We start from the raw sequence: 23,840 nt of genomic DNA, 5'->3' as shown, positions 1-23,840 counted from the left end.
GCAGTCGGTCAGAGTTGCTCACCATTCGGGGGTGGCGGGAGCTGTCTGTCATAGCCAGGCAGACCTCCGGGACCGGCTGCGTCGTCCGGCGGGCTGCCCCATGGACCGGGGGGTGGTCCGTGCGGCCGTTCCGCCGAAGCGAGGATTTCGAGTTGCTCCGGCGTCAGCTTGGCGCGCAGTGCGGCAATCGCCTCCTTCAGTTTGCCGGCAGCGACCGCCCGCTGTGTAACGTCGTCGGCCAACTTCTCCTGAAAGGCGAAGGGATCGCGATCGCCATTGCCGGGGTTTTCGGCGTTGGGGCTGCGCCCTCCGGTGCCACCCGGACCATGATCGGACTTCGGCGGCGCCAGCATCGCCTGCAGTGCGCTGGTGTAGTCGCGCCAGGCGTCGAGCTGCTCGGCCCGCACGCCAACCTTGGTCTCAAGCGCCGAGAGCCGGGCCGCGAGCATGAATTCCGGTGGCGGCCCCATGCGTTGCGCGCCAAAATGCTGTGGGCCAAAGCCTTCCGGCCCGTGACGCATCGGCCGGTGCCGGCCAGGCCAGGGCATCGGATCCTGGTTGGCGCCGTCCTGCTGCGCCATCGCAGGGGGCTCCTCGCCGGGTGCGACGCCAGGGTCGGGCTGCGCGGCAAGCGCTGGATGAATGACTGCCGCGGAGAAGAGGCCGAGGGCAAAAAGTCTGCTTCGCATGACGTAAGTCCTTTCCTGCATGCTTCGGATGGCTGGAGGATAGGAGGCGTTTTTTGCCGCTTTGCTTCGGCGCGTTGCCGAAGGTTTCCACAAAGAGGAGATTTGTTTCCGAATGTTTCTGTTGGCCCGCCGGAAACATTCGGTTGCAATTTTCCATGCCGCTTGTCGTCGGCTCTCCCTATAATTGGCAGCGAACAGGCGGACGGAAGAATGCAGGCACAATCCCATATCCTTGTCGTCGACGACGACCGCGAGATCAGGACGCTTCTCGGGCGCTATCTCGACGGCCAGGGCTTTCGCGTCTCGATGGCGGCGGACCGGCGCGAATGCGAGCAGAAGCTTGGCTCGGGCCAGTTCGACCTGATCGTGCTCGATGTGATGCTGCCCGACGGTTCGGGGCTCGATATCTGCCGCGCCTTGCGTGACCGCAAGCCGCATATTCCGGTGATCCTGCTGACGGCGCTGAAGGAGGATGTCGACCGCATCATCGGGCTGGAGCTTGGCGCCGACGACTATCTCGGCAAGCCTTTCAATCCGCGCGAGCTCGCCGCCCGTATCCGTGCGGTGCTGAGACGCTCGACGCCGGAAGAGGCGGCCCCGCCGCGCGTGCGCGTCTACCACTTCGCCGGCTACCGGCTGGAGCCCGACACCCGCAAGGTGACGGATGCCGAGGGTGAGCTCGTCGATCTCACCGGCGCCGAATTCGATTTGCTGCAGGTCTTCCTTGACCGTCCCGGCCGGCTCTTGTCGCGCGACCAATTGCTTGATCTGACGCAAGGCCGTGAGCGTGATCCGCTTGACCGCTCCGTCGATGTGCTGATGAGCCGGCTGCGCCGCAAGTTCGGCGATCTGGGCGAAGGGCCTCTGTTCAAGACGGTGCGCAATGGCGGCTACCAGCTCACCGCGCGCGTCGAGACGGCGGAGGCCGAGGCATGAATTCGCTGCGTCGGCGCCTGATCATCCTGCTGCTTGTCTCGATCGTCGGCGTCGTCGGCCTCGCCACCATCGCCGCGATCAAATTGCTCGGCGGACCATCCCCCGAACTGACCATGGGGCCGGTCGCGCGCCAGATTCAGCTCATGGTGCAACTCGTCCCGGGCCATGTGGCAGGCGCGGCCGACGCCCCGATCAATCTCAGCGATCATCCTGCAGACGGTGTCGAGGACCGGCGGCACAGCCATGTACTCAACCATATCATGCACGAGATGGGCCTTGATCTTTCAGCCGTCGTCAGCCGTGCTGCCGACAAGCCCGGCATGGTTGCGTCCGTCGCTCTGCCCGACAATCGCTGGATGATCGTCGACGTCCCCGATTTCGGCCCGCCGAGAGACGTCTGGTTCGTGCTCGCGGGCTGGATCACGCTGATCGTGCTCGGCGCCACCGCCGTGTCGGTCTATTTCACTGCGGTGCTCATCAGGCCGCTCGAAATGATCGAAGCCGCGGTCAGCAAGATCGGGTCGGACGGCGTCCTGGCGGCGCTGCCGGAAGATGGGTCGGCGGAAGTCAAGGCGACGGCGCGTGCCCTGAACCAGCTTTCTGCCAGGCTGAAGACGGCCATGGAAAGCCGTATGCGGCTGGTCGCCGCCGCCGGGCACGATCTCCGGACGCCGATGACGCGCATGCGGCTGCGCGCCGAATTCCTCGACGAGGATCGCGAAAAATGGCTTCACGATCTCGACGAACTCGACCGCATCGCCGACAGCGCCATCCGGCTGGTGCGCGAGGAGGTCGACCAGGATGCAGTCGAACCGATAGCCCTGGAAGGGCTGGTGCGCGATCTCGAAATCGAAATGACGTCACTCGGGCATGCGATATCGATCGGCCATCTGGACGAGGTCTCGGTGCGGGCTGGCGCGCTTGGCCTGCGCCGCGCCTTGCGCAACCTGATCGTCAACGCCGCCACGCACGGCAAGGGTTGCAGCCTGTCGCTGTCGGCCACGAACGGTCAGGCCGTCCTCACCATTGACGACCGTGGTCCCGGCATTCCGCCGGAGTTGCTGAACAAGGCGTTCGAGCCGTTCTTTCGCGTCGATCCGGGTCGCCGGCAGTCGGTTCCCGGCGCCGGCCTGGGGCTGGCTATCGCCAGAGAAATCATCGAGCGCTATGGCGGAACCATCACATTGCAAAACCGCCCCGGCGGCGGGCTTTCGCAGAAGGTGGTTTTCGACGCCGCGTCGTGACTGATCGCCAAGCACCGGTGTCGCCAGCCGGCGGGCCTTTCGGCAATGCTGTGCCAGCCCGGTCCGAATCGGCTATGCCTGCGGCATGCAGGAGACATCTCTTTACATCCCGGTGAAGCGGTTTCTCGAGAGCCTTGAATTCACCGTCAAAGGCGAAGTCGGCGGCTGCGATATCGTCGGATTGCGCGACGGCGAACCGCCGGTGCTTGTCATCTGCGAACTCAAACTGCAGTTCAACCTCGAACTGGTTCTGCAAGGCGTCGATCGCGCGGCAGCCTGCGACGAGGTCTGGCTGGCGGCGCGCATGTCCGGCAAGGGCCGTGAGCACGATCGCCGCTTTCGCGCTTTGTGCCGGCGGCTCGGCTTCGGGCTTCTGGCCGTCAGCAACACCGGCCATGTCGAATTGTTGCTCAGCCCGGCCGCTCTGCTGCCACGGCGCGACCCCAGGCGTCGCTCGCGGCTGATGAATGAGCATCAGCGGCGGCGTGGCGATCCTGTGGTCGGCGGTGGATCGCGAGCACCGATCATGACCGCCTACCGCCAGGATGCGCTGGCCTGCGCCGCCGCGATGGCGGACGGCCCAAAACGCCCGCGCGACCTGAAGACGATTTCGCCTCGCGCCGCCAGCATCCTGCTCGACAATGTCTATGGATGGTTCGCCAGGGCCGAGCGCGGGGTCTATGCGCTCACCGAAGGCGGCCAGGCCGCCTTGCTGCGCTGGCCGCAGGCGGTAAATGACCAGGGATGATGCCAGGGATGATGATTGACTGGCTGTGGCTTTGAGCTTCGACGGCAACAAGCAAGTTTTTGCCTGGATGTGAGCTCCATCACATATCCCGGGCAGCGGATGCGAAATAGTGGTCTTTCTGCGATGATCGACTTGGGAGCCGGATTCATCCATCTGGACTGGCTGAACCTGGGGTTCTCGGCTCATTGCAACTGGCGTTTAGTTGACCGCCACGCGCTCCGGACTTAATGGTACACCCTGATCGTGATGTCGGTTTCCAAAACTGGAGGCGACTATGCGGGTAAGCATTTCGATCTTCGCTCTGGCAACTGTACTGGTGTCTTCGAATTCGTTTGCGGGCCAGGTCCAATCGTCAGAGGATATCATCAAGTTTTTCGCCAATGCATCCGATCTGGGTCCATTGCGTGGAATATGTTTGGGCACTGAAGATGAGTGCAAGAGCAAGGCCGATACGTCGATGCCAACCGGACTCGACATGTCGATCAATTTCAACCTCAATTCTTCTGAACTAATGCCGGAGGCGCAAGCCAAACTCGGCGAATTTGCCAAGGCGTTGAAAGACAATCGCCTGAAGGCACAAACCTTCGTCGTTGAGGGCCACACCGACGCCTCGGGCTCGCCGACCTACAATCAAGCACTTTCGGAGCGGCGGGCGCAATCGGTGACGGCATTCCTCTTGTCGAGTGGAATTGAACCCTCGCGAGTAAGAGCGATTGGCCTCGGCGCTACCCATCCACGGGTCCCCGATCCCTATGACCCGGTCAACCGACGGGTCGAGATGCGGATAAACCCGCAATAGTTTTGCAACCGACAGGGCTGCATCTTATCGAAAGCCCCCGTCGCGCTACGTCATGTCGGCCGTTGGATATCGCCAGCGATTGTGGGCTGGTGCTAAAACACACCGCCAATCCCAACTCCGCCACTGATGTCGGGAGGAGGAGCTGCGGGGCGCGAAGATTGCAATTTCGGGGGCCGGGCAGTTCTCCGGCTCGCCGCGTCTTTGCGCGCCGGAGCCGCATCTAACGAAACCCTCGCCGGCTTGGTCCTCTGCACGACGACGGGATCCTTGCAGACTCGGCCGGAGTGCAAAAACAGGTCGCTCAGGAGTTCGACGCTCGGTTCGGCCGTCGACGCTGTTCGCCTCGTACTCTTGTAGTAGTTGGTGAGAGCGCGGATGGAGCCCTTGCCCCAACTTCCGTCGACCGTCGTCCGATAGCAGCCCAGGCGGCGCAATTCCGTCTGTATGCTGCGTGCGAGATCAGTCGCTTTTTCGGGATCCGTTTCGCCGGTCGACGTACCGACGATCAGTGCTTCAAGGCCGGAGACGACGCTCTGCCGGGCCCCCTCAAGGCTGGCCACCTGCGTGCCGCTCGGCTTGGCTGAGACGCCCGCTGGCGGCGACATCTCGACCGATCGCAATGTCTGCCCCACGATAAGCACCGCTGTCTGCAGGTCGTTGGAAGCAAGCTCGACCTGCAGCTTTTCCTTGGCGACGGGATCCGACAGAATGCGCGACAGGCTGGCGCTCAGCTGAGCCGGATCGAGCTCTTGCTGTTCCGTGAAATAAAACTGCTCGCGAAGGTTCGACTGATCCCATGGGACCTGATGACCAAGAGTGAGTGCTTCGGTCTCATTGCGGACGCGGATCATCATGTCGGAAATGCTGAGCCCAGGGATCTCGACGTTCTTCAGCAGAGCCGTGGTGAAGGGGCTGTTGGCCCCCGATCCGTCGACCGTGGTGTTGCCGGGCTGGGTCGCAAAGGCAATAAACGTATTTTCGCCCACCTCGACCTGCGCGAGGCCATCCATAACGCTGGCGCCTTTGCCCATAGGGTTGTTTCGGCAGGCGTCAAGAAAAACGAAGGTCTGCCGTTCCCGGCTGGCAAACCTTGAGATCACATCGTTGAGCCTGACTGCGCGCGCAGTCAGTTCCCCCAGGTTCTTGGCATCGGGTGTATCGATCGGCAGCAGGTAGTTCTCACCTTGAAGCTGCACGCCGTGGCCGGCATAGAAGATCAGCACCGCACTGGCGGCGGCAAGCTTGCCGTCGGCTTCCTGAAAAAGCCTGGCAAACCCGTCAGACGAAAGATCGGTTCCGATCAGCACATCGAACTTCAGCCTTTTCAGGCTTTCGGAAAGTCTTCTGGCGTCGTTTACAGCATTGGTCAGACGTTGAAGATGAGCGCTCTGGTACTCGGAATTACCGATGATGATGGCGAGCCGCTTGCCTGGCTGCAGCGACTGTTCTCCCTCGACCGCCGCTTGAACGCAGATCGGTCCGAAAAACCAAACCAGCAGAACTGCCGCGATGCGCAGGTAGTGACTATAGGTCATGTCACGAGCCCGTTTCAGCGTGCGACAATCTTCCAGCCGCCGAAGTGTCCACCCGCCTGACGCCATCCCTCGCGCGCGCCGAAATTCGTATCTCCAAAGACAAGGGCAATTTTACACGAGAAACCATATCGAAGGAAGGGTGAGGGGCACGAGCCGATTTCGATCTCGCCGTGCGCATCTTCCCAGCGACGCCGTCGAGCGCAGCCATGTTGTCGTTCCACGGCCATCCCGGCACGCCGGCAGCTATCGATGCGCACGAAACCATATCCCCACAGGACATAAGATGTTATGCTCCTTGCTAGCAACGGCAATTGTTGCTCTCACATCTGCAGCAGTCAGTGACCTACTTCATAGTTCATTCGCAATCCGCATGCCCTGATATTCAAGTCTGATGTCGCAAGTAGGCAGGGAATGGGACAATGAAAAGCAGGAATTGTCATTTGCGCCTGTGCGCAAGCGCGTTCTCGATTGGCGCTGCATTGGTCTTCAGGCCTTCGATAGCAAATGCCTGTATCGACGAGGGTGAGGGCGCCTTTCTTCGGACGGACTGTTATGTTGGTCAGACCGCCAACAGCGCGATCGTCGACACCTCCCTGGACGCCCTTCTCAAATTGGCTGACGAAATCATCCAGGCGAACGTAGGTCCCGCAAACGCAGCTCCGCCGGTTCAGTCTTCACCATTCGGCGTTTTCGCTTCGGGCCAGCTTGCCCACACGGAGCATGACGGGTTCACCGTTTCGAACGATTTGGGCGTCTTTGATGGAGCGAGCTTCGACGTCGATGAATTCTCCGCTGCCGTCAGCGTCGATTTCAATGCGGCAAAGCATTTCGGTTTTGACCATGAGTACGGATTGAACCTGGGCCTGTTCGGCGGTTATGCCTCGGGCAACGTCAATGTCGATGTTTTCGGTGTCGGTGACGCGACCAACAATAGCGGCATGTTCGGCGGCTATGGGCTCTATCGTCACGGTACGAGCTATGCTCTCGTGGCCGCCTCGGCATTTTTGGGCAATACCGACGTCAAGCGCAATGACGGCAGCTACAACACTCAAGGCTATGCCATAACAGGCTCGATCGGCCGCATCTTCAACTTGACCGATCGGGTGCGTTTCGACCTGCGTGGTGGTTTGTTGGGCGTTACCTTTACGGGCGACGGATACACGACCGACTTCGGCGTCGAGTATGGAAGGAGCCGCCTGTCGTTTGGCGCTGTCAAGTTCGAACCCGGGATCTTCGCTGACTTTCCGCTCGCCAACGGCATGGTGATCAGCCCATACGCACGAGCCGATATCCAGCAGCGCTTCGGTTATTCGAACACAGCAAGCGTTGATGGTGTGAGGAGTGAGTTCGACGACGCGGACTTCTCCGTGGCGCTATCCTCCGGCTTCAATCTGAAAGTCACGCAAGCGACCACGCTCAGCAGTGAAATCCGCGGCAAGTGGTCAGAAGACAGTTCAACCATCAGTGGCAAACTGGGCCTCAAGATCGCCTTCTGACTTGATAAGAGAACCGTCGCTGGGCGGACTGGTTGCGCTGCGTCGGCATCGAGCCGAACGGCACTTGGCACGGCAGCGACAGCGATCTGGCGCTTGCGGCTGCCGAGCATGGCTAGGGGGTGGCTTTGGGCAGCCTGCCTTTGGCGGCAGCGGCGCTCACATCAGGAAGCCTCGTCCAGCCATTCGACCACATCCTCGATACGGGTCGCGGGTGGTACGCCCTTTCCACGCAGGATCGGCTTCGGGATGTCGATGTGCGGGGAACATGGGCCTGGCTGGGTCAGCAGGCATCCGTTTCACCAGGTCTCGGATGCCGGCTGATGCTACTCACTTGACCTGTTCGATCTCCGAACCCGGTGTCTGGTCAATCGCTGGAGCCGGCGTGCAATCCCGCCCCTTGCAGTCCTGGACGGGGTCCCCGTCTTAGGCAGGCAATTTTACCCCTTGCAACGAACTGCCAGGTGCGGTGGCGTTGCTTGGCCGTTTGATGGCTGTTTGCCTTGGCAGCTCTCAAACCACCGCGTCAGCGCTTCCAGAAATCGCGGTGCGGGGCGAGGAGCTCGTCCTCGATCTCGGGGACGGGGCCAACGACCTCGATCTTTTTCTGGCCGGAGCCGAGCACGGTGCGCGAGGAGAGGCTCATCGTCGGATTCTCCGCGTGATCCCCGGTGAGTTCCAGGAGCTTCGCCTCCTCGAAACCATAGACCAGCCGGCCGATATTCGCCCAGTAGAGCGTGCCGGTGCACATGGCACAGGGTTCGCCGGTCGAGACCAACGTGCAGGTCCACAGGAAATCCGCCGGGTAGGCCGCCGCGGCGCGGCGGGCGAGCTCGGTCTCGGCATGGCGCACCGTGTCGAGATTGCCTTGGCGCATGAGGATACGGTCGTCGGGTCCGACCAGAACGGCGCCGAAGGGATGATGCCCATGCGTCGCCGCCTCGCGCGCGACGGCGTCGGCGGATCGGAGATGGGCGAGCATCTGATCGCGGGTCATGGGAAAATCCTACTCCAGCGATTGAACTGCTCGCATCGGAAATCTTCCCTCATGAGGGAAATCAGGCCGGCTGAAATTTCCCGATAGCGTCTTTGCGCATCCTCAACACCAGCAGGCGCGTCGCTGCGAACGGTGCCATGACGAGAAACGCCATCGTGATGCTGGCGAAGAGCGACAACAGACAGATGTCATTTTGGACGTAGCAAACAGATTCCATGACGTACCCCTTTCCACCATTGTCCTGGTGGCCTCCTCACGCCGTGGGGCAGAGCATGATCCTGCTCTTTTCCAAAAGCAAGCGATTGCTAATATAGTTCTGCCGCCGGCTTGGACTCATTGAGGGGATAGGAAGGAAACGGGTTTCGGCGACCGCAATTCCTGGGCCATTTTTGCTGCCTGGAAGATCGTCATCAAAACCAGGATCGGCTCACCCTCGGTCGGGTTGATCGTCAGCACCACACGGCCGATCTCGTCGCTCATTCCGCAAGTCCAGTCTTTGACTGCGATCACTTTTTTCCCGGCCATATGCCCCCCTTCTCCCTAGGGACAGAGTGCTTCCATTCAACGATTGAGTCCATACGGCAGACGCTGCTGAACCGACGGTGATCATGATCCGGGCCAGCAACCGGCAGTCCACGACCAAGGGTGATTGGCTGCTTTGGCTCATCCGCAGAACCGCTTGCGCACCTAAGCTGCTTGCGTCAGGCTGCCTGGATGAAACAAATGTCCTCACCCTTGGCTCTCGCCCTTTTCGTCTCAGCCTGCGTGCTGGCGCAGACGACACCCTCGTTGGCCAAGGACAAGACGATCACAGGCAAAATTCGCGGGTTCGAATGTGGCGACAACTGCTATCTGACTATCGTCGACAGCAAGAAGACCGAGCAGGTAGGCCTATGCGTCGCGCCACAATGCAAGACCTGGAACGAGCAGGTGGCGATGCCGCGCCGCTACAAGGGAAAGCGCGTGACTGTCACCTTAGGGAAAGCACAGCAATTCGACGACAGCGGCAATGTCATGGGGGAAATGATGTCTTTCAAGAAAATCGAATTTCTTGATTGAGCGCAGTCTATCGCCGAGCGCGACAACGTCGGCGATGTGGCCGTGCGACGGATTCATTGATTTTTCTGGTACGCCCAAGGGGAATCGAACCCCTGTTACCGCCGTGAAAGGGCGGTGTCCTAACCGCTAGACGATGGGCGCGCTCAGACGAAGCGGCTTATAATTGCGTTGTTGGCAACCGGCAACCCATCAGCCCCAACATCCGGCAACTTTTTTCAGAAAGGGGCAAGAACCGCACTTCAGTGAGCCGGGCACGGGCTTCTGGCCTCTCGTAGTCGCACATCTCTGGAGATCAGCTGAACGCCCCCTCGCATTCGTCATTCTGGGGCGGAGCAAGGAGCGAAGCGACGCGGCGCAGACCCCGGAATCCATGCCGTGACTTCGAGGCGTTGCAACGGTGCAGAATTCTGTTCCGTTGCGCTCTCCGGCTGAAGTTCCGGCATGGATCCTGGGTCTGCGCTCCGCTTCGCGTCGCTACGCCCAAGGATGACGAAGTCGGGGAGGCCTCGGCTTATGTCGAGGAAACTAGCCGTCGCTACTAGCTGCGCCGGCGGCAGCGCCAATTCCAGTCGCGCTCGGGGCCGACATCGACGTGGACGGATTCGGTGTGGCAGTAGGTGCCGACGCCGCCGCGGCCGGGCATGGTGCGCAGATAGCTCGCCAGTTCCCACTTCGAGACGCCGGGAACCTGGATGTCGGCTGCGGCGCAATACATGTGCAGCGAATTCTTGGCGCCGTTGGCGCGGCGGTTGCGGGCCGGATCGCGATAGCCTGATGTCACGATCATCTTGCGGCCGTAATGGCCTTCGATGGTCTTCAGCACGCGCACCAGCGATGGCTTCAGGCAAGCGACGTCGACGCTCTCGTTCTGCTTCAGGAGGCCGTTGGGCGCCAGCCGCGCGAGGCCGGCGGCGGATGCCACCTGATAGGCGCCGCCCGAGCCTTCATCCTCGTTCAGGTCGACGTCGCTCTCGTCGTCGAGGCCGGATTTGCGCTTGATCTCGAACAAAGCCGTCTGGCGCACGCCGGGCAAGGCATCGCTACCGGTGATGTGGCCGGTCTCGTCACCGATCGAAGCCAGTTGCACCGGCTTGTCGGCCGAACTGGCGGAGGCCAGCGTGATGATCGGCTTTGCCGGTGCCGCATTGGCTTGAGCAACCACAGCGGGCTGCTCGCCGGAGCGCGTGTTGACCAGCGGCGAGGGCGCGGCCGAGGCAGGCGTGGTGCTGAACAGCGAGGCGAGGAAGCCTTTCTTCGGCGCATTGATCTGCGCCTGTGGCGGCTCGCCAGCGGTTACATAGACAGGGTTGTTCATCGCCGGGGCGGTGTTGGCGTCCGACTTTGGCGCAATGGCGCTGGCATTGGCGGCAGCGATCTTCTGCGCCACCGCGTCGGTCTCTTCGGCGGTCTGCGCCGGCTGCACCAGCGACTGCGGCGTTTGGCCGGCGATGGTGTCGGCACCGGCAGGCACGTTGATGGGGAAGGCCGCTCCAGGCTTGGTCACCGGCACATAGGCGACCTTTTCAGGCAAAGGAGTGTCTCCCTCGCTCATCACGGTCGATGCCGCCTCCGACGAGGCTGACGTCACCTGCACGGACGAATCAGTTGCTATTGCCGGCGCCGCGGTGGAGGCCGCTTTCATATCAGCCGAGGTGGCGTTGTAGGCGGGCATGCCGACAGACATTGTGGGGTCGCCGGCAGAGGTGCAGGAGGCCAGGAGCACGGAGAAAAGCGCTACCGCTATGGTGCGGCCTTCTCTCTTCGCGAGACGCGATCCTGCTGATTTCAAAACAAAATTCCCCCTCGGTGTCCGGCCGGTAGGTTGTTGGCCCGGCGTCTAGGCGCCTCGTCCCAATAACCCATGTTCCCAAACCGGAAACGAGACCTGTGTCAAATCTGCATGCCTTCAACTTAATCGGTGGCTAGAGGCGAATTGAGGCCGCTTGATGGTTGACGCCACCATTTCGCCCTCTTTTACCGGCCCGTCAACTCACCAGACATTACAGTCCGTTACACACGCACCTTGACGTAGGTTCCCGGCGCATCGCCCAAGGTTTTCATATGCTTGCCGGGTTTGCGGGCAGGCACGCGTGTGTCGTCCTGGGTCTCGATCCAATGCTGCCAGTGGGTCCACCAGGAGCCGGGATGCTCCACCGCGTTGGCAAACCACTGGGCAAAATCGCCTACCGGTTTGCCGCCGGTCCAGTACTGGTACTTCTTGGCCGCCGGCGGGTTGACGACACCGGCAATATGGCCTGAGCCGGCCATCACATATTCGACGTCGCCGCCGAAATATTGCGAACCGAGGAACACCGAAAGCGCCGGTGCGATGTGATCTTCCTTCGACGCCAGGTTGTAAACCGGGATGGTTACGTCGGCGAGCGAGACAACACGGCCTGCCAGTTCCATCACGCCGCGCGTCAGATTGTTCTCGAGATAGCAGTTGCGCAGATAGAAGGAATGGTTGGCCGCTGCCATGCGGGTGGAGTCGGCGTTCCAGTAAAGCAGGTCGAAGGGCAGGGGATCCTTGCCGCGCATGTAATTGTTGATGACATAGGGCCAGATCAGGTCGCCCGAGCGCAGCATGTTGAAGGCGGTCGCCATCTTGGTGCCGTCGAGATAACCCTTTTCGTTCATCGATTTCTCGACAGCCGCCACCTGGTCCTCGTCGACGAACACTTTCAGGTCGCCGGCATGGGTGAAGTCGACCTGCGTGGTGAAGAAGGTCGCCGACTTGATGCGGTTGTCTCCCTCCTGCGCCAGCAGTGCGAGTGCGGCCGCCAAAAGCGTGCCGCCGACACAGTAGCCGATGGCGTTCACGTCCTTCTCGCCGGTGGCCTTTTCGACCATGTCGAGGCCGTATTGCAGGCCCTCGCGAATATAGGCCTCCCAGCCTTTGGCGCCGTGGCGCTCGTCGGGATTGATCCAGGAAATGACGAAGACGGTGTGGCCCTGCTCGATTGCCCAGCGGATGAAGGATTTCTGCGGGTTGAGATCGAGGATGTAGTATTTGTTGATCCACGGCGGGCAGATCAGCAGCGGACGCTTGAGCACGGTTTCGGTCGTCGGATCATACTGGATGATCTCGGCGACATCGCTGCGGCCGACCACCTTGCCGGGCGACGTCGCGACGTTCTTGCCGATCTCGAAGGGCGAGTAGTCGGCCTGCCGCAGCTTGAGGTCACCCTTGCCGGCGGCGATGTCCTCGGCCAGCATCTTCATGCCGCGCACCAGGTTTTCGCCGTTCGAGGCGACCGTTTCGCGAAACAGCTCCGGATTGGTCAGGATGAAGTTCGACGGCGAGATGGCGTTGGACACCTGCTTGACGTAGAAGCTGGCCTTGTGGCGGGTGTGCTCGTCGAGGCCTTCTGCGTGCTCGACCAGTTCGGCCGCCCAGCGCGAGGTGACGAGATAGGCCTGCTTGAGGAAATCGAAGAAAGCGTTGCGGCCCCATTCCGGGTCCTGGAAGCGCTTGTCGCCGCGTTCGGGCTTGACCGCATCGTCCGGCGCTTCGGCATTCGGGCTGACGCGCTGGATTGCGTTTCCCCAGACGGTCATGTAGCCGCCGAAAAGCCGCGTCTGCGCTTCCAGCGCGCGCTGCGGATCGGCAAGCCAGTATTCGCTGAGCTTGGAGAAGGTTTTGACCATGTCGACGACGGGCTCGGCGACGTGGTCGCGCACCTCACCTTTTTCGCGCGGCTCGGCCCAGGCGGAGGCCGCTTTTCCCGCCTGTTCGATCATGCGCGCCATGTTCAGGGCGAAGCGTTCCGGGTCCTTCACCAGATATTGCTCGACGGTCGAGGGTCCGCCATCTTCCGCTTTGCCCGAATCGGGTGTTTTGGACATGGTTCGCGGGGTTCCTCCCGGGGCGTTTTCTTGACATATTAACATGGGACATCTGACCGGGTCCAACATGCTCTACCCCGGCTGCCAGGAAAACAATATGACGATTAATATTGGCGAGACTGTTTTTTCGCGGACCGGTTGTTTTTGCCGCATCGCTGCCGCGATGATGCTGGTGACCACAGGTGGAGCCTTGCTGGTCGCCGGTGGCTGCGCCAGCAGCGACACAGGCAGCGCGACAACGGTCGCCGGCGTTGACGGCCCGAAGGACACCGGCTCCTATCCGAATTTGAACATCCCGCCGCAGGTGGCGGCGCAGCAACTCACCCCTGAAGAGCGCAACGCCAAGCTCGCCCAACTGAAGGCCAGCCAGCAGGCGCAATTGGGCAAGGGCGGCAAGGTCCAGGGCACGAGCCCGGCGGCGCTGAACTCGCTGGCGAAGAATCACGGCGACGAAACGCTGAAGCAGATCGAAGCCAAATGCGACCCCGCCCTCGACCCTACCTGCAAATAGGGTTATATCGCGCGCCGAAACCACCTTTCGCCCCGTTAATCGTCTGGAACTGACATGGAAGAATTTCACAAGGTCCGCCGGCTTCCGCCCTACGTCTTCGAGCAGGTCAACCGGCTGAAGGCCAGCGCCCGCTCGCGCGGCGCCGACATCATCGACCTTGGCATGGGCAATCCGGACCTGCCGACGCCAAAAGCCATCGTCGACAAATTGTGCGAGGTGATTCGCGATCCACGCACGCACCGCTATTCGTCGTCGCGCGGCATTCCGGGGCTGCGTCGCGCCCAGGCCAATTACTATGCCCGCCGCTTCGGCGTGAAGCTCAATCCCGACACGCAAGTTGTGGCGACGCTGGGTTCGAAGGAAGGCTTTGCCAACATGGCGCAGGCGATCACCGCGCCGGGCGACGTGATCCTGTGCCCCAACCCGACCTATCCGATCCACGCCTTCGGCTTCATCATGTCGGGGGGCGTCATCCGCTCGCTGCAGGTCGAACCGGATGACGGCTTCATCCCGGCGCTGGAACGCGGCGTTCGCCATTCGATCCCCAAGCCTTTGGCGCTGATCCTCAACTATCCGTCGAACCCGACGGCGCTGGTCGCCTCGCTCGATTTCTACAAGGACGTTGTCGCCTTCGCCAAGAAGAACGACATCATCATCCTGTCGGACCTTGCCTATTCGGAAATCTACTTCGACGGCAATCCGCCGCCCTCGGTGCTGCAGGTGCCGGGCGCGATCGATGTCGCGGTCGAGTTCACCTCGATGTCGAAGACTTTTTCCATGCCCGGCTGGCGTATGGGCTTTGCCGTCGGCAATGAGCGGCTGATCTCGGCGCTGACGCGGGTCAAATCCTATCTCGACTATGGCGCCTTCACGCCGATCCAGGTGGCGGCTGCGCACGCGCTCAATGGCGATGGCGCCGATATCGCCGAGGTGCGCGACATCTATCACAAGCGCCGCGACGTGATGGTCGATGCTTTCGGCCGCGCCGGCTGGACCATTCCAGCGCCGGCGGCGTCGATGTTTGCCTGGGCGCCGATCCCGGAGCCGTTCAAGCATCTCGGCTCACTGGAATTCTCCAAGCTGCTCATCGAGCACGCCGACGTGGCGGTAGCGCCAGGCGTCGGTTTTGGCGAGCATGGCGACGACCATGTGCGCATCGCTCTGGTCGAGAACGAGCACCGGATCCGGCAGGCGGCGCGCAACATCAAGCGCTTCCTGGCGTCCAGCGCCAAGCAGCCCAACAATGTGGTGCCGCTCGCCGCGCATCGTTGAGTTGGCTGATATCACATCGACAGAATTCTTGAGGGGCGTCGCCGGACATGGCTGAAGCGTTGCGTGTTGGAATTGCCGGTCTCGGCACCGTTGGCGCCTCGGTGGCGCGCGTGCTGCGCGACAAGGCGGCGGAGTTGACGCGCCAGTGCGGACGCGACGTCATTGTAACCGCCGTTTCGGCCCGCGATCCCAAGCGCGACCGTGGCGTCGATCTCAGCACGGCCAAGTGGTTCGACGATCCGGTGAAGATGGCGCAGACCGCCGACATCGACGTCTTCGTCGAACTGATCGGCGGCGACGAGGGGCCGGCGCGATCGGCGGTCAAGGCAGCGCTCGAAGCCGGCCGCCACGTCGTCACCGCCAACAAGGCGCTGCTTGCCAAGCATGGCGTGGCACTGGCCGAGATCGCCGAAAAGAAAGGCGTGCTGCTCAACTACGAAGCGGCGGTTGCCGGCGGCATCCCGGTTATCAAGACGATGCGCGAGGCGATGGCCGGCAATTCGGTCACCCGCGTGTTCGGCATCCTCAACGGCACCTGCAACTACATCCTGACCCGCATGGAGGCTGAAGGCATCTCGTTCGACGCCTGCCTGAAGGACGCACAGCGGCTGGGCTATGCGGAAGCCGATCCGACCTTCGACATCGAGGGCCACGACACCGCGCACAAGCTGTCGATCCTGACCAGCCTGGCCTTCGGCACCAGGATCGCCGCCAATGACATCTACATGGAAGGCATCTCCAACATCAGCCAGGCCGATATTCGAGCGGCTGCCGATCTCGGCTACCGGATCAAGTTGTTGGGCGTCGCCCAGCGCACCGAAAGCGGCATCGAACAGCGCGTGCACCCGACCATGGTGCCGACAGCGTCTGTCATTGCGCAGGTGCATGGCGTCACCAATGCTGTCGCCATCGAAACCGACATTCTGGGCGAACTGCTGCTCTCGGGTCCCGGCGCTGGCGGCAACGCCACCGCGTCGGCGGTGGTCGGCGACATCGCCGACATTGCCAAGAGCCGTCCGGGCTTTCAGCACGGTCCGGTGTTCGGCCTGCCGGCCAAGGAATTGCGCCCATACAAAAAGGCGCAGATGCGCAGCCATGCCGGAGGCTATTTCATCCGGCTGACCGTGCATGACCGCATCGGCGTTTTTGCCGCGATCGCCAAGCGCATGGCCGACAACGACATTTCGCTGGAATCGATCGTTCAGCACGCCGTCAACGGCGAGACGGATGCGCAAAAGACGGTGATCCTGGTCACCCATGAGACCACGGAAGCTGCGGTGCGCAAGGCTGTCGACGGCATCACCAAGGACGGTCATTTGACCGACAAGCCGCAGGTCATCCGCATCGAGCGGGCCGGGTAAAACCAGTCATCTCTCCCTTTTAATCGATTGATATTGCAGCGCTTTCAAAAAACGCCTTGCGCAAGTCTTGCTGTTGTCATGGAGCTTTGACACAAGAAGCGCGCCTCTGGCGGGAGGCGGTGTGCCAACCAGGATCTTCCCCCGATGAATGTGGCCCAGAACATTGTCGCCGGTCTTGACCGGATCCTCACCATGGAACTGGTGCGGGTCACCGAACGCGCCGCGGTCGCGGCCGCCAGATTGCGTGGACGCGGCGACGAAAAGGCCGCCGACCAGGCCGCCGTCGATGCCATGCGCCAGGAGCTCAACCGGCTCGCCATCAAGGGCACGGTGGTAATCGGCGAGGGCGAGCGCGACGAAGCGCCGATGCTCTATATCGGCGAAGAGGTCGGCAGCGGCATCGGTCCGGCTGTCGATATCGCGCTCGATCCGCTCGAGGGCACGACGATCTGCGCCAAGAACCTGCCCAATGCGCTGGCCGTCATCGCCATTGCCGAGAAGGGCAGCCTGCTGTTTGCGCCCGACGTCTATATGGAAAAGATCGCCATCGGTCCGGGCTATGCCGATGGCGTCATCGACATCGACGCCTCGCCGACTGAGAACATCGCCAACCTGGCCAAAGCCAAGGGCGTTGCGGTCTCTGAGATCACCGCCTGCATCCTCGACCGGCCGCGCCACGGCAGGCTGATCGAAGCGGTGCGGGCGACGGGTGCAGCGATCCGGCTGATCGGCGACGGCGATGTCGCCGGCGTCATCCACACCACCGATCCCGAGGAGACCGGCATCGATATCTATCTCGGCACTGGCGGCGCACCGGAAGGCGTGCTGGCGGCAGCAGCCTTGCGCTGCACCGGCGGCCAGATGCAGGGCCGCCTGATCCTCGACACGCCGGAGAAGCTGGCGCGCGCGGCAAAGATGGGCATCACCGATCCGAAGCGGGTCTACCGGGCCCAAGACATGGCGCGCGGCGACGTGCTGTTTGCGGCGACCGGGGTCACCGACGGCAATCTGCTCAACGGCGTCAGGTTCGGCCGCGATACCATCACCACCCACACCATCGTGCTGCGCTCGTCATCGCGCACCGTGCGCGAGATCAAGGCGCGGCACCAGGATCTGGAAAAGTTTTAGGTCTGTTACTGGCTTGGGTGATTGTGGATCAAAGCCTTTCGAACGCTCATCTTTCTCGCTGGAGCGGGATGAAACTCAGGTTGGGCATAGCCGGCCTCGTTGAAGCGATTTCGGCATTCGGTTGAGTGACGGTGCCGAGGATTTGAACGGACCGCGCCGGGTCCGACCCGACCCGGCAGCCTGGATCGAGATGACACAAGTCTGACTGCGGCCAGACCGCAGGTCACCAGCACCCCACGGCAGAGGAGCAGTCCATGGTCGCGGCGATGTCAACCAGTCCAATGTGGGTCTCAAGAGCAAAAATGGCAGCCAGAAGCATCTCGCAATGCCTTGCGTTGGCCCTGACCTTGATGGCGCCCGTTCCAGCCCTGTCGGCTCCGTACACGGAAGGCGTGATTTTCCCCACTGCGGCGGACCGCGAGCAAGCTCTGCTGGAATTCTACGCGGAGTGGAAGAGCCTTTATGTGGTGCAGGCCTGTGGGGAAGGTCGGTACTTCGTCAAGGTTGATGCTGACGGCAAAGCTGTTGGGGGTGGCGCGGAGGCGGCAACGATAACCGTCTCGGAGGCTCATGGTTACGGCATGCTGCTGACGGTGATGATGGCCAAAACGGACCCGGAAGCCCAGGTCATTTTCGACGGCATGCTGCGATATTTTCATGATCATCCCGCGGCGTCTGATCCCGGCCTGATGGCCTGGAACCAGGTGACTGGTTGTTCCAATGCCACAACGGTGCAGGGGGAGAACTCCGCCACCGATGGCGATCTCGATATCGGCTATTCACTGCTGTTGGCCGACAAGGCATGGGGTAGTGCTGGTGCATTCAACTATCGAGCCGAGGCGCTTAAGGTTCTCGCTGCCATTCTCGACAAGGAAGTTTCCGGTGACGTCTTGTTGATCGGCGATTGGGCAAAGACCGGTGACGGCGGCGCCTATTCGGCAACGACCCGTGCATCCGATTTCATGGTGTCCCATTTCAAGGCATTTGCTGACGCCACCAATGATCCGCGCTGGCTGGCCATCCGCGACCGCGTCTATGCCACGATCAGCCGTGTTGGCTCCCAACACAGTTCTCACACTGGGTTGATGCCTGATTTCATAGTGGGCATGCCTAATGATCCGGCGCCGGCACCATCACAGTTTCTGGAGGGGGAGAATGACGGCGACTACTCCTGGAACTCGGGCCGGTATCCATGGCGCATCGCATTGGACTACCTGCTCTATGGCGAACCCAGGGCCAAGATGGCTCTGGCACCGCTCACAGGCTGGGCCCAGTCGATTGCTCGGGGCGACCCGCGTGCTTTCGCCGACACCTACCGACTTGATGGCACCACCTATCCAAGGCATGGCACCAATTCCATGGCCTACGTACCGATGCTCGGCGTCGCTGCCATGCTCGATCCGGCCAGCCAGTCCTGGCTCGACGCTGTTTGGGCCGATGCGGCGTCCACAAGACTTGCTGATGAGGATTATTTTGGGAATACCCTCAAGCTGCTAGGCATGGTCGCGATGACCGGACACTGGGCGACGCCCTAGGCCACGCTCACTGCCGCGCGGGAAGTAACCGCATTTCAGAGGAAACTTAGGTCGATGCGCGGCACATCGGGATCCAGAGCGCCCGTGGGGTGTCGAGTGGGGTGCTTGCGGACCGGCATCACAGTTGTTAGCCCTGTGGTTGCATCCGATGTTGCGGTCGCAAGGATTTGACGATGAAACCGTTCGACTGGCATGCGGCTCCGATTTCGCGCGCGACCGCCATCACAAAGTCCTATCGCAACACCCAGAACGTGCGGCGCTTTTTCATCAAGGAGTGCGGCGGTGCGTTCAAATTCGATCGACCTTTCATGGCCTGGCTTAGGGATGGCGCGGAAAAGACGATGGGCGACGCAGCCGACGAATGGTTGCGGCGCGAAGCTGAAAAGCGGAAAGCGTAGTTTTTCTTGAAATCTTCCGGGAAGGCGCATCACCGCGAACCGCTTGGCTTTGCCTGCCTCAGGATGCATGTCGTTGTCCGCAAAACCGCTGCACGCTTTTGGGCGACATGCACTATCGTGCGGCCACACACGGGCTGGCAGATCGCATGACCGGCGAAAAACGCCTCTTCCTCAATGTGAGGCAGTCGGCGACAGGTGTTTCCTGGGAACACCGGTTGACCGAACGGCAGGACATGGCAGCACTGGCCATCGCGCAAGGCCATGGCGTGCCCGACATCGTCGCGCGCGTGCTTGCCGGGCGCGGGGTGACCGCTGCCGAGACGGAGCGCTTCCTCGATCCGACGATCCGCGATCTCTTGCCGGATCCGGCCTCGCTGACCGATATGGACAAGGCCGCCGCCCGTATCGCCCAGGCAATTGTTACCAGGGAAAAGGTGGCGATCTTCGGCGACTACGATGTCGACGGCGCGGCCTCGTCGGCGCTGCTGAAGCGGTTTCTCAACCATTTCTCGGTGCCGTCGGAAATCTACATTCCGGACCGGATTTTCGAAGGCTACGGTCCCAATCCGGAAGCCATGCGCGAGCTCGTCTCGCGCGGCGCAACGCTGATCGTCACCGTCGACTGCGGCACCAACAGCGCCGTTTCCATCGATGCGGCAAAAGTGGCCGGCGCCGATGTCGTGGTGCTCGACCATCACCAGGTCGGCCGCCCGCTGCCGGAAGCGGTCGCCGTCGTCAATCCCAATCGCCAGGACGACCTTTCAGGCCAGGGCCATCTTTGCGCCGCCGGCGTCGTCTTCCTCACTCTGGTGCAGACGGCCAAGGTTCTGCGCAGCCGCTTGCCGGATGCAGCGCCGCCGGACCTGCTTTCGCTGCTCGATCTGGCGGCGCTGGCCACCGTTTGCGACGTGGTGCCGCTGACCGGGGTCAACCGCGCCTTCGTGGTCAAGGGGCTGCAGATGGCGCGCCAGCAGAAGAACGAAGGTCTGGCGGCACTGGCGCGGGTGTCGCGCATCGGCGAGCCGATCAGCACGTTTCATCTCGCCTATCTGATCGGGCCGCGCATCAACGCCGGCGGGCGCATCGGCGACGCCGCACTCGGCAGCCGGTTGCTGGCCACCGACGATCCGGTCGAGGCCCGCACCATTGCCGAGACGCTCGACCGACTCAATCAGGAGCGCCAGCAGATGGAGCTGGAGATGCTGGCCCAGGCGCGCGCCGAGGCCGATGCCGAGCTTGCCGGCGGCAATGGCCCGGCCATAGTCGTCACCGCCAGCACCACCTGGCACCCGGGCATCGTCGGCCTGCTTGCCTCGCGGCTCAAGGACCATGCCCGCCGGCCTGCCTTCGCCATCGCCTTCAACCCCAATGGCATCGGCACCGGATCAGGGCGTTCGGTGTCCGGCTTTGACCTAGGCCGATTGGTGCGCGAGGCGGCCGATGCGGGGCTGATCGTCAAAGGCGGCGGCCATGCCATGGCGGCCGGCATCACCGTCGAGCGGGCGAAGCTCGGAGAGTTGCGAGCCTTCTTCGAGGAGCGCGCGGCGGCCGATGTGTTCCGGCTGCAGGGCGAGGAAAGCCTGGCGATCGACGGCGCGCTCGCCGCCGAAGGCGCAACGCTCGGCCTGCTCGATGCGCTGGAAAAGGCAGGTCCGTTCGGCGCCGGCCACGTCGCGCCGGTGTTCGCGCTGCCGCGTCATCGGCTGGCCGACGCGCGGCCGGTCGGCACCAATCACATCCGCGTCGAGCTGCAATCGGAAAGCGGCGGCCGCATCCAGGCGATCGCCTTTCGCGCCGTCGAGACGGCACTCGGCGAATTCCTGTTCAAGAACAGGGGCAAGACGGTTCACGTCGCCGGGTCGCTGTCGGGCAATTACTGGAACGGCAACCGCACGGTGCAGTTTCGCATCACCGACGCGGCAACTGCCTGAGTATCGCCCCCGCGATTGGTCAGGCCAGAACTGTCTGCAACCGGGTCAGTTCGCCGACCTGCGCCATAGTTGCCTGATAGCCGATGCTGATCGCTTCTTCGGCGCGGTGGAATTCAGTAAGGCCGATATGGCTGAGCTTCGGCTGCAGCGACATATCAGGGGGATCGCCAGCCAGGCGCGCGCGCGAAATGCGGTCCTGGATGATGTTGAAGGCTTCGACCATGACGCCGGTGATGCCGAGCCGTGCTTCACGCGACTGACGCTCGGCGTCGGCCTGGCCGGGTCTTGGCGCATCCCTTTCGATAACCAGTTCGCCGGCGCTGTGCTTGATGACAGCGGCGCGACCGAACAGATCGTAGTGAAGGTTGACGGCGACAACGAGCGGCTGTTCGTGAGCGCGACAGACCGAGACCGGCACCGGATTGACCAGCGCGCCGTCGACCAGCACGCGACCGTTGCAGGTCACCGGCTCGAACACGCCGGGCAGCGCATAGGAAGCGCGCATGGCAGTGATCAGCGAGCCGTTGGACAGCCAGATCTCATGGCCGGTGCGGATTTCGGAGGCAACGCAGACGAACGGTTTTGACAGGTCTTCGAAGCGAATGCCGGCCACATGTTCGCGCAGCCGCGCGTCGAGCTTCATGCCGCCGAACAGGCCGTTGCCGCGCAAATTGAGATCGAGAAGGCCAAAGATGCGGCGCTTGGTCAGGCTCCTGGCGAATTCTTCCAGCTCGTCGAGCTTCCCGGCGAGGTAGCAGCCGCCGACCAGCGCGCCGATCGAGGTGCCGGCGATCATCGACACTTCGATGCCGGCTTCGTCGAGCGCGCGCAGCACGCCGATATGGGCCCAGCCGCGGGCGCAGCCGCCGCCCAGGGCCAGCGAAATCCCGGTTTTCTTCGCAGGTTTTGCCTCGGACGCGCCGCCTGACGAAGAGAGGCCGTTGGCTTCCCGAACGTCTGGTCTGTTGCGCAATGACGCCCACTCGAGCATCACAATCTCCCTTGTCCCAGGTCCTTTGTAGTGGAAGGACGTTTTAGAATAGTGAACATGGGTGATCCCAGACTGTCGAATGGTTCACAAAGGCTTCCGATACGTCTTTTCCGCATCGAACAGCGGTTTGCTGCCGTCGTCGGCAAGCGTCCCCTTGCCGTCGATCAGCCCCACCGTCCGATAGAAGCATGAACGACGGCCGGTATGACAGGTTGCGTCGTGGCCCAACACTTTAACGCGAAGCCATAGGGCGTCCTGGTCGCAATCGGTGCGCATCTCGACAACTTTTTGGAAATTGCCCGAGGTTTCGCCCTTCTTCCACAGCACGTTTCGCGAGCGCGACCAGTAGTGGGCAATGCCTGTTTCCACCGTCAGCGCCAACGCTTCCGCATTCATGTGCGCCACCATCAGCAGCATGCCGTCCTCGGCATCGGTGACGACCACGGTGACGAGACCGGCGGCATCGAAGCGCGGCGAAAGGACGACGCCTTCCTCCAGCGCTTTCTTGTCTGCCGGAGCTTCGGGAAATTGCAGTGCCGACATTACCGGTCCTTGTACGATCCAAAGATATTCAGGGGGAGGCCAGGCCCGCAAAATGGCTGCATCCTGCGGTCCGGTGCTCACGTACTCAAATACGCTCAGTACCGGACCACGGAAACCACCATTTTCGACTAAGCCTACGCCTTTGGCAGGTGTCGGCAGACGGTCAGCCGCGCACCATGGTGACGAAGCGGACCTGCTCCTCGGGCGTGTCCTTGAAGACGCCGGTGAAGGTCGAGGTCAGCGTGGTGGAACCCTGCTTGCGGATCCCGCGCATGGCCATGCACATATGCTCAGCCTCGATCATGACGGCGACGCCGCGCGGATTGAGCACGTCCTGGATGACGCCGGCGATCTGCGCCGTCATCGCTTCCTGGGTCTGCAGGCGATGGGCAAAGATGTCGACGACGCGCGCGATCTTAGACAGGCCGACCACCTTGCCGTCGGGCAGGTAGCCGACATGCGCCTTGCCGATGATCGGCACCATGTGGTGCTCGCAGTGGGAGTGGAACTTGATGTCCTTGACGATCACCAGATCGTCATAGCCGGCGACTTCCTCGAAGGTGCGGCCGAGCTCCTCGGCGGGGCACATGTCGTAGCCGTTGAACATTTCGAGGAATGCCTTGGTGACGCGCTTCGGCGTGTCGATCAGGCCCTCGCGCTCCGGATTGTCGCCGGTCCAGCGCAGCAGCACGCGCACGGCTGCCTCGACCTCGGCCTCGCTCGGCCTGTCGGTGACCGGCTTCTCCAGATAGTCGGAGGGGGGCATAATCTTCTTGATGACGGCATCCATTAAAGGCGTCTCCCGTAGTTCCTCTCTCAGGAGG

The 23,840-nt window shown here is 62.2% G+C and carries 23 protein-coding genes and 1 tRNA gene; 13 read left to right on the top strand and 11 right to left on the bottom strand.

Annotated features, from left to right (window positions below; genetic code table 11):
• Positions 1–8: 8 nt before the first annotated feature.
• The gene (locus AC1DVW_RS16885) at positions 9–689 is read right to left on the bottom strand and encodes a hypothetical protein (protein WP_477324479.1); all 681 of its coding nucleotides are present in this window, start codon (positions 687–689) and stop codon (positions 9–11) included.
• A 210-nt stretch (positions 690–899) separates the two neighbouring features.
• Here AC1DVW_RS16885 and AC1DVW_RS16880 point away from each other — a divergent pair, with 210 nt between their 5' ends.
• The 4 genes from AC1DVW_RS16880 to AC1DVW_RS16865 all read left to right on the top strand — a co-directional run bounded on the left by AC1DVW_RS16880 (position 900) and on the right by AC1DVW_RS16865 (position 4,416).
• Entirely contained in the window at positions 900–1,625 is a 726-nt protein-coding gene (locus AC1DVW_RS16880; protein ID WP_477324477.1) for a response regulator, read from the top strand.
• Positions 1,622–2,869, top strand: coding sequence for an ATP-binding protein (locus AC1DVW_RS16875; RefSeq protein WP_477324475.1), 1,248 nt, complete (start codon positions 1,622–1,624; stop codon positions 2,867–2,869). The genes AC1DVW_RS16880 and AC1DVW_RS16875 overlap by 4 nt, the downstream gene beginning before the upstream one ends.
• An 85-nt stretch (positions 2,870–2,954) precedes the next feature.
• A complete protein-coding gene (locus AC1DVW_RS16870) occupies positions 2,955–3,617 on the top strand; it encodes a DUF2161 family putative PD-(D/E)XK-type phosphodiesterase (RefSeq protein ID WP_477324473.1) in 663 nt (220 codons plus the stop codon).
• A gap of 274 nt (positions 3,618–3,891) precedes the next feature.
• On the top strand, positions 3,892–4,416 hold the full coding sequence (locus AC1DVW_RS16865; protein WP_477324471.1) for an OmpA family protein: 525 nt from the start codon (positions 3,892–3,894) through the stop codon (positions 4,414–4,416).
• 92 nt (positions 4,417–4,508) lie between these two features.
• Here AC1DVW_RS16865 and AC1DVW_RS16860 read toward each other — a convergent pair whose 3' ends face one another.
• Positions 4,509–5,951: a caspase family protein gene (locus tag AC1DVW_RS16860; protein ID WP_477324469.1), complete on the bottom strand. Its 1,443-nt coding sequence runs from the start codon at positions 5,949–5,951 to the stop codon at positions 4,509–4,511.
• 419 nt (positions 5,952–6,370) lie between these two features.
• On the opposite strand from AC1DVW_RS16860, the gene AC1DVW_RS16855 reads away from it, so the two are divergent.
• Positions 6,371–7,447: an autotransporter outer membrane beta-barrel domain-containing protein gene (locus AC1DVW_RS16855; RefSeq protein ID WP_477324467.1), complete on the top strand. Its 1,077-nt coding sequence runs from the start codon at positions 6,371–6,373 to the stop codon at positions 7,445–7,447.
• Positions 7,448–7,970: 523 nt separating this feature from the next.
• Here AC1DVW_RS16855 and AC1DVW_RS16850 read toward each other — a convergent pair.
• The 3 genes from AC1DVW_RS16850 to AC1DVW_RS16840 all read right to left on the bottom strand — a co-directional run bounded on the left by AC1DVW_RS16850 (position 7,971) and on the right by AC1DVW_RS16840 (position 8,921).
• On the bottom strand, positions 7,971–8,441 hold the full coding sequence (locus AC1DVW_RS16850; RefSeq protein WP_477324465.1) for a nucleoside deaminase: 471 nt from the start codon (positions 8,439–8,441) through the stop codon (positions 7,971–7,973).
• A gap of 61 nt (positions 8,442–8,502) precedes the next feature.
• A complete protein-coding gene (locus AC1DVW_RS16845; protein ID WP_477247426.1) occupies positions 8,503–8,658 on the bottom strand; it encodes a hypothetical protein in 156 nt (51 codons plus the stop codon).
• A 116-nt stretch (positions 8,659–8,774) separates the two neighbouring features.
• Entirely contained in the window at positions 8,775–8,921 is a 147-nt protein-coding gene (locus tag AC1DVW_RS16840) for a hypothetical protein (RefSeq protein WP_477324463.1), read from the bottom strand.
• Positions 8,922–9,164: 243 nt separating this feature from the next.
• Between AC1DVW_RS16840 and AC1DVW_RS16835 the strand changes: the two genes are divergently transcribed.
• Positions 9,165–9,500 carry a hypothetical protein gene (locus AC1DVW_RS16835; RefSeq protein WP_477324461.1) on the top strand — a complete coding sequence of 112 codons (336 nt, stop codon included), beginning with the start codon at positions 9,165–9,167 and terminating at the stop codon, positions 9,498–9,500.
• A 66-nt stretch (positions 9,501–9,566) separates the two neighbouring features.
• On the opposite strand, the gene AC1DVW_RS16830 is transcribed toward AC1DVW_RS16835, so the two are convergent.
• The 3 genes from AC1DVW_RS16830 to phaC all read right to left on the bottom strand — a co-directional run bounded on the left by AC1DVW_RS16830 (position 9,567) and on the right by phaC (position 13,346).
• A tRNA-Glu gene (locus tag AC1DVW_RS16830) sits at positions 9,567–9,641 on the bottom strand.
• A 397-nt stretch (positions 9,642–10,038) separates the two neighbouring features.
• Entirely contained in the window at positions 10,039–11,184 is a 1,146-nt protein-coding gene (locus AC1DVW_RS16825) for a YcbK family protein (RefSeq protein WP_477324459.1), read from the bottom strand.
• A gap of 326 nt (positions 11,185–11,510) precedes the next feature.
• The gene (gene phaC / locus AC1DVW_RS16820; RefSeq protein WP_477324457.1) at positions 11,511–13,346 is read right to left on the bottom strand and encodes a class I poly(R)-hydroxyalkanoic acid synthase; all 1,836 of its coding nucleotides are present in this window, start codon (positions 13,344–13,346) and stop codon (positions 11,511–11,513) included.
• 67 nt (positions 13,347–13,413) lie between these two features.
• Between phaC and AC1DVW_RS16815 the strand changes: the two genes are divergently transcribed.
• The 7 genes from AC1DVW_RS16815 (at position 13,414) to recJ (ending at position 21,482) form a co-directional block, all read left to right on the top strand.
• Positions 13,414–13,857, top strand: a complete 444-nt coding sequence (locus tag AC1DVW_RS16815; protein ID WP_477324455.1) for a hypothetical protein — start codon at positions 13,414–13,416, stop codon at positions 13,855–13,857.
• Positions 13,858–13,911: 54 nt separating this feature from the next.
• Positions 13,912–15,129, top strand: coding sequence for an LL-diaminopimelate aminotransferase (locus AC1DVW_RS16810; protein ID WP_477324453.1), 1,218 nt, complete (start codon positions 13,912–13,914; stop codon positions 15,127–15,129).
• Positions 15,130–15,176: 47 nt separating this feature from the next.
• Positions 15,177–16,490: a homoserine dehydrogenase gene (locus tag AC1DVW_RS16805; RefSeq protein ID WP_477324451.1), complete on the top strand. Its 1,314-nt coding sequence runs from the start codon at positions 15,177–15,179 to the stop codon at positions 16,488–16,490.
• Positions 16,491–16,634: 144 nt separating this feature from the next.
• Positions 16,635–17,618 (top strand): class II fructose-bisphosphatase, encoded by a 984-nt coding sequence (gene glpX / locus AC1DVW_RS16800; RefSeq protein ID WP_477324449.1) that lies wholly within the window; start codon positions 16,635–16,637, stop codon positions 17,616–17,618.
• A gap of 254 nt (positions 17,619–17,872) precedes the next feature.
• Positions 17,873–19,153, top strand: coding sequence for a family 8 glycosyl hydrolase (locus AC1DVW_RS16795; RefSeq protein ID WP_477324447.1), 1,281 nt, complete (start codon positions 17,873–17,875; stop codon positions 19,151–19,153).
• 173 nt (positions 19,154–19,326) lie between these two features.
• Positions 19,327–19,551, top strand: a complete 225-nt coding sequence (locus AC1DVW_RS16790; RefSeq protein ID WP_477324445.1) for a DUF6434 domain-containing protein — start codon at positions 19,327–19,329, stop codon at positions 19,549–19,551.
• A 146-nt stretch (positions 19,552–19,697) separates the two neighbouring features.
• Positions 19,698–21,482, top strand: coding sequence for a single-stranded-DNA-specific exonuclease RecJ (recJ, locus tag AC1DVW_RS16785; RefSeq protein ID WP_477324443.1), 1,785 nt, complete (start codon positions 19,698–19,700; stop codon positions 21,480–21,482).
• A 19-nt stretch (positions 21,483–21,501) separates the two neighbouring features.
• On the opposite strand, the gene AC1DVW_RS16780 is transcribed toward recJ, so the two are convergent.
• The 3 genes from AC1DVW_RS16780 to folE all read right to left on the bottom strand — a co-directional run bounded on the left by AC1DVW_RS16780 (position 21,502) and on the right by folE (position 23,806).
• A complete protein-coding gene (locus AC1DVW_RS16780; protein ID WP_477324441.1) occupies positions 21,502–22,473 on the bottom strand; it encodes a patatin family protein in 972 nt (323 codons plus the stop codon).
• 84 nt (positions 22,474–22,557) lie between these two features.
• The gene (gene hisI, locus AC1DVW_RS16775) at positions 22,558–23,016 is read right to left on the bottom strand and encodes a phosphoribosyl-AMP cyclohydrolase (protein ID WP_477324439.1); all 459 of its coding nucleotides are present in this window, start codon (positions 23,014–23,016) and stop codon (positions 22,558–22,560) included.
• Positions 23,017–23,179: 163 nt separating this feature from the next.
• Positions 23,180–23,806: a GTP cyclohydrolase I FolE gene (gene folE / locus AC1DVW_RS16770; RefSeq protein ID WP_455861560.1), complete on the bottom strand. Its 627-nt coding sequence runs from the start codon at positions 23,804–23,806 to the stop codon at positions 23,180–23,182.
• Between the last annotated feature and the right edge of the window lie 34 nt (positions 23,807–23,840).

It is taken from the genome of Mesorhizobium sp. P3_B5 (genome assembly GCF_056402815.1).
This window is presented reverse-complemented; position numbering and strand designations above follow the sequence as displayed.

What these genes read in the sequence shown, in the direction of transcription:
- recJ (WP_477324443.1), top strand. Translation starts at nt 19,698, where the DNA reads ATGACCGGCGAAAAACGCCTCTTCCTCAATGTGAGGCAGTCGGCGACA.
- glpX (WP_477324449.1), top strand. Translation starts at nt 16,635, where the DNA reads ATGAATGTGGCCCAGAACATTGTCGCCGGTCTTGACCGGATCCTCACC.
- AC1DVW_RS16885 (WP_477324479.1), bottom strand. Translation starts at nt 689, where the DNA reads ATGCGAAGCAGACTTTTTGCCCTCGGCCTCTTCTCCGCGGCAGTCATT.
- AC1DVW_RS16870 (WP_477324473.1), top strand. Translation starts at nt 2,955, where the DNA reads ATGCAGGAGACATCTCTTTACATCCCGGTGAAGCGGTTTCTCGAGAGC.
- AC1DVW_RS16790 (WP_477324445.1), top strand. Translation starts at nt 19,327, where the DNA reads ATGAAACCGTTCGACTGGCATGCGGCTCCGATTTCGCGCGCGACCGCC.
- AC1DVW_RS16850 (WP_477324465.1), bottom strand. Translation starts at nt 8,441, where the DNA reads ATGACCCGCGATCAGATGCTCGCCCATCTCCGATCCGCCGACGCCGTC.
- AC1DVW_RS16835 (WP_477324461.1), top strand. Translation starts at nt 9,165, where the DNA reads ATGTCCTCACCCTTGGCTCTCGCCCTTTTCGTCTCAGCCTGCGTGCTG.
- hisI (WP_477324439.1), bottom strand. Translation starts at nt 23,016, where the DNA reads ATGTCGGCACTGCAATTTCCCGAAGCTCCGGCAGACAAGAAAGCGCTG.
- folE (WP_455861560.1), bottom strand. Translation starts at nt 23,806, where the DNA reads ATGGATGCCGTCATCAAGAAGATTATGCCCCCCTCCGACTATCTGGAG.
- AC1DVW_RS16880 (WP_477324477.1), top strand. Translation starts at nt 900, where the DNA reads ATGCAGGCACAATCCCATATCCTTGTCGTCGACGACGACCGCGAGATC.
- AC1DVW_RS16855 (WP_477324467.1), top strand. Translation starts at nt 6,371, where the DNA reads ATGAAAAGCAGGAATTGTCATTTGCGCCTGTGCGCAAGCGCGTTCTCG.
- AC1DVW_RS16815 (WP_477324455.1), top strand. Translation starts at nt 13,414, where the DNA reads ATGCTCTACCCCGGCTGCCAGGAAAACAATATGACGATTAATATTGGC.
- AC1DVW_RS16825 (WP_477324459.1), bottom strand. Translation starts at nt 11,184, where the DNA reads ATGTCTGTCGGCATGCCCGCCTACAACGCCACCTCGGCTGATATGAAA.
- AC1DVW_RS16860 (WP_477324469.1), bottom strand. Translation starts at nt 5,951, where the DNA reads ATGACCTATAGTCACTACCTGCGCATCGCGGCAGTTCTGCTGGTTTGG.
- AC1DVW_RS16795 (WP_477324447.1), top strand. Translation starts at nt 17,873, where the DNA reads ATGGTCGCGGCGATGTCAACCAGTCCAATGTGGGTCTCAAGAGCAAAA.
- AC1DVW_RS16780 (WP_477324441.1), bottom strand. Translation starts at nt 22,473, where the DNA reads ATGCTCGAGTGGGCGTCATTGCGCAACAGACCAGACGTTCGGGAAGCC.
- AC1DVW_RS16805 (WP_477324451.1), top strand. Translation starts at nt 15,177, where the DNA reads ATGGCTGAAGCGTTGCGTGTTGGAATTGCCGGTCTCGGCACCGTTGGC.
- AC1DVW_RS16875 (WP_477324475.1), top strand. Translation starts at nt 1,622, where the DNA reads ATGAATTCGCTGCGTCGGCGCCTGATCATCCTGCTGCTTGTCTCGATC.
- AC1DVW_RS16865 (WP_477324471.1), top strand. Translation starts at nt 3,892, where the DNA reads ATGCGGGTAAGCATTTCGATCTTCGCTCTGGCAACTGTACTGGTGTCT.
- AC1DVW_RS16840 (WP_477324463.1), bottom strand. Translation starts at nt 8,921, where the DNA reads ATGAGCGACGAGATCGGCCGTGTGGTGCTGACGATCAACCCGACCGAG.
- AC1DVW_RS16845 (WP_477247426.1), bottom strand. Translation starts at nt 8,658, where the DNA reads ATGGAATCTGTTTGCTACGTCCAAAATGACATCTGTCTGTTGTCGCTC.
- phaC (WP_477324457.1), bottom strand. Translation starts at nt 13,346, where the DNA reads ATGTCCAAAACACCCGATTCGGGCAAAGCGGAAGATGGCGGACCCTCG.
- AC1DVW_RS16810 (WP_477324453.1), top strand. Translation starts at nt 13,912, where the DNA reads ATGGAAGAATTTCACAAGGTCCGCCGGCTTCCGCCCTACGTCTTCGAG.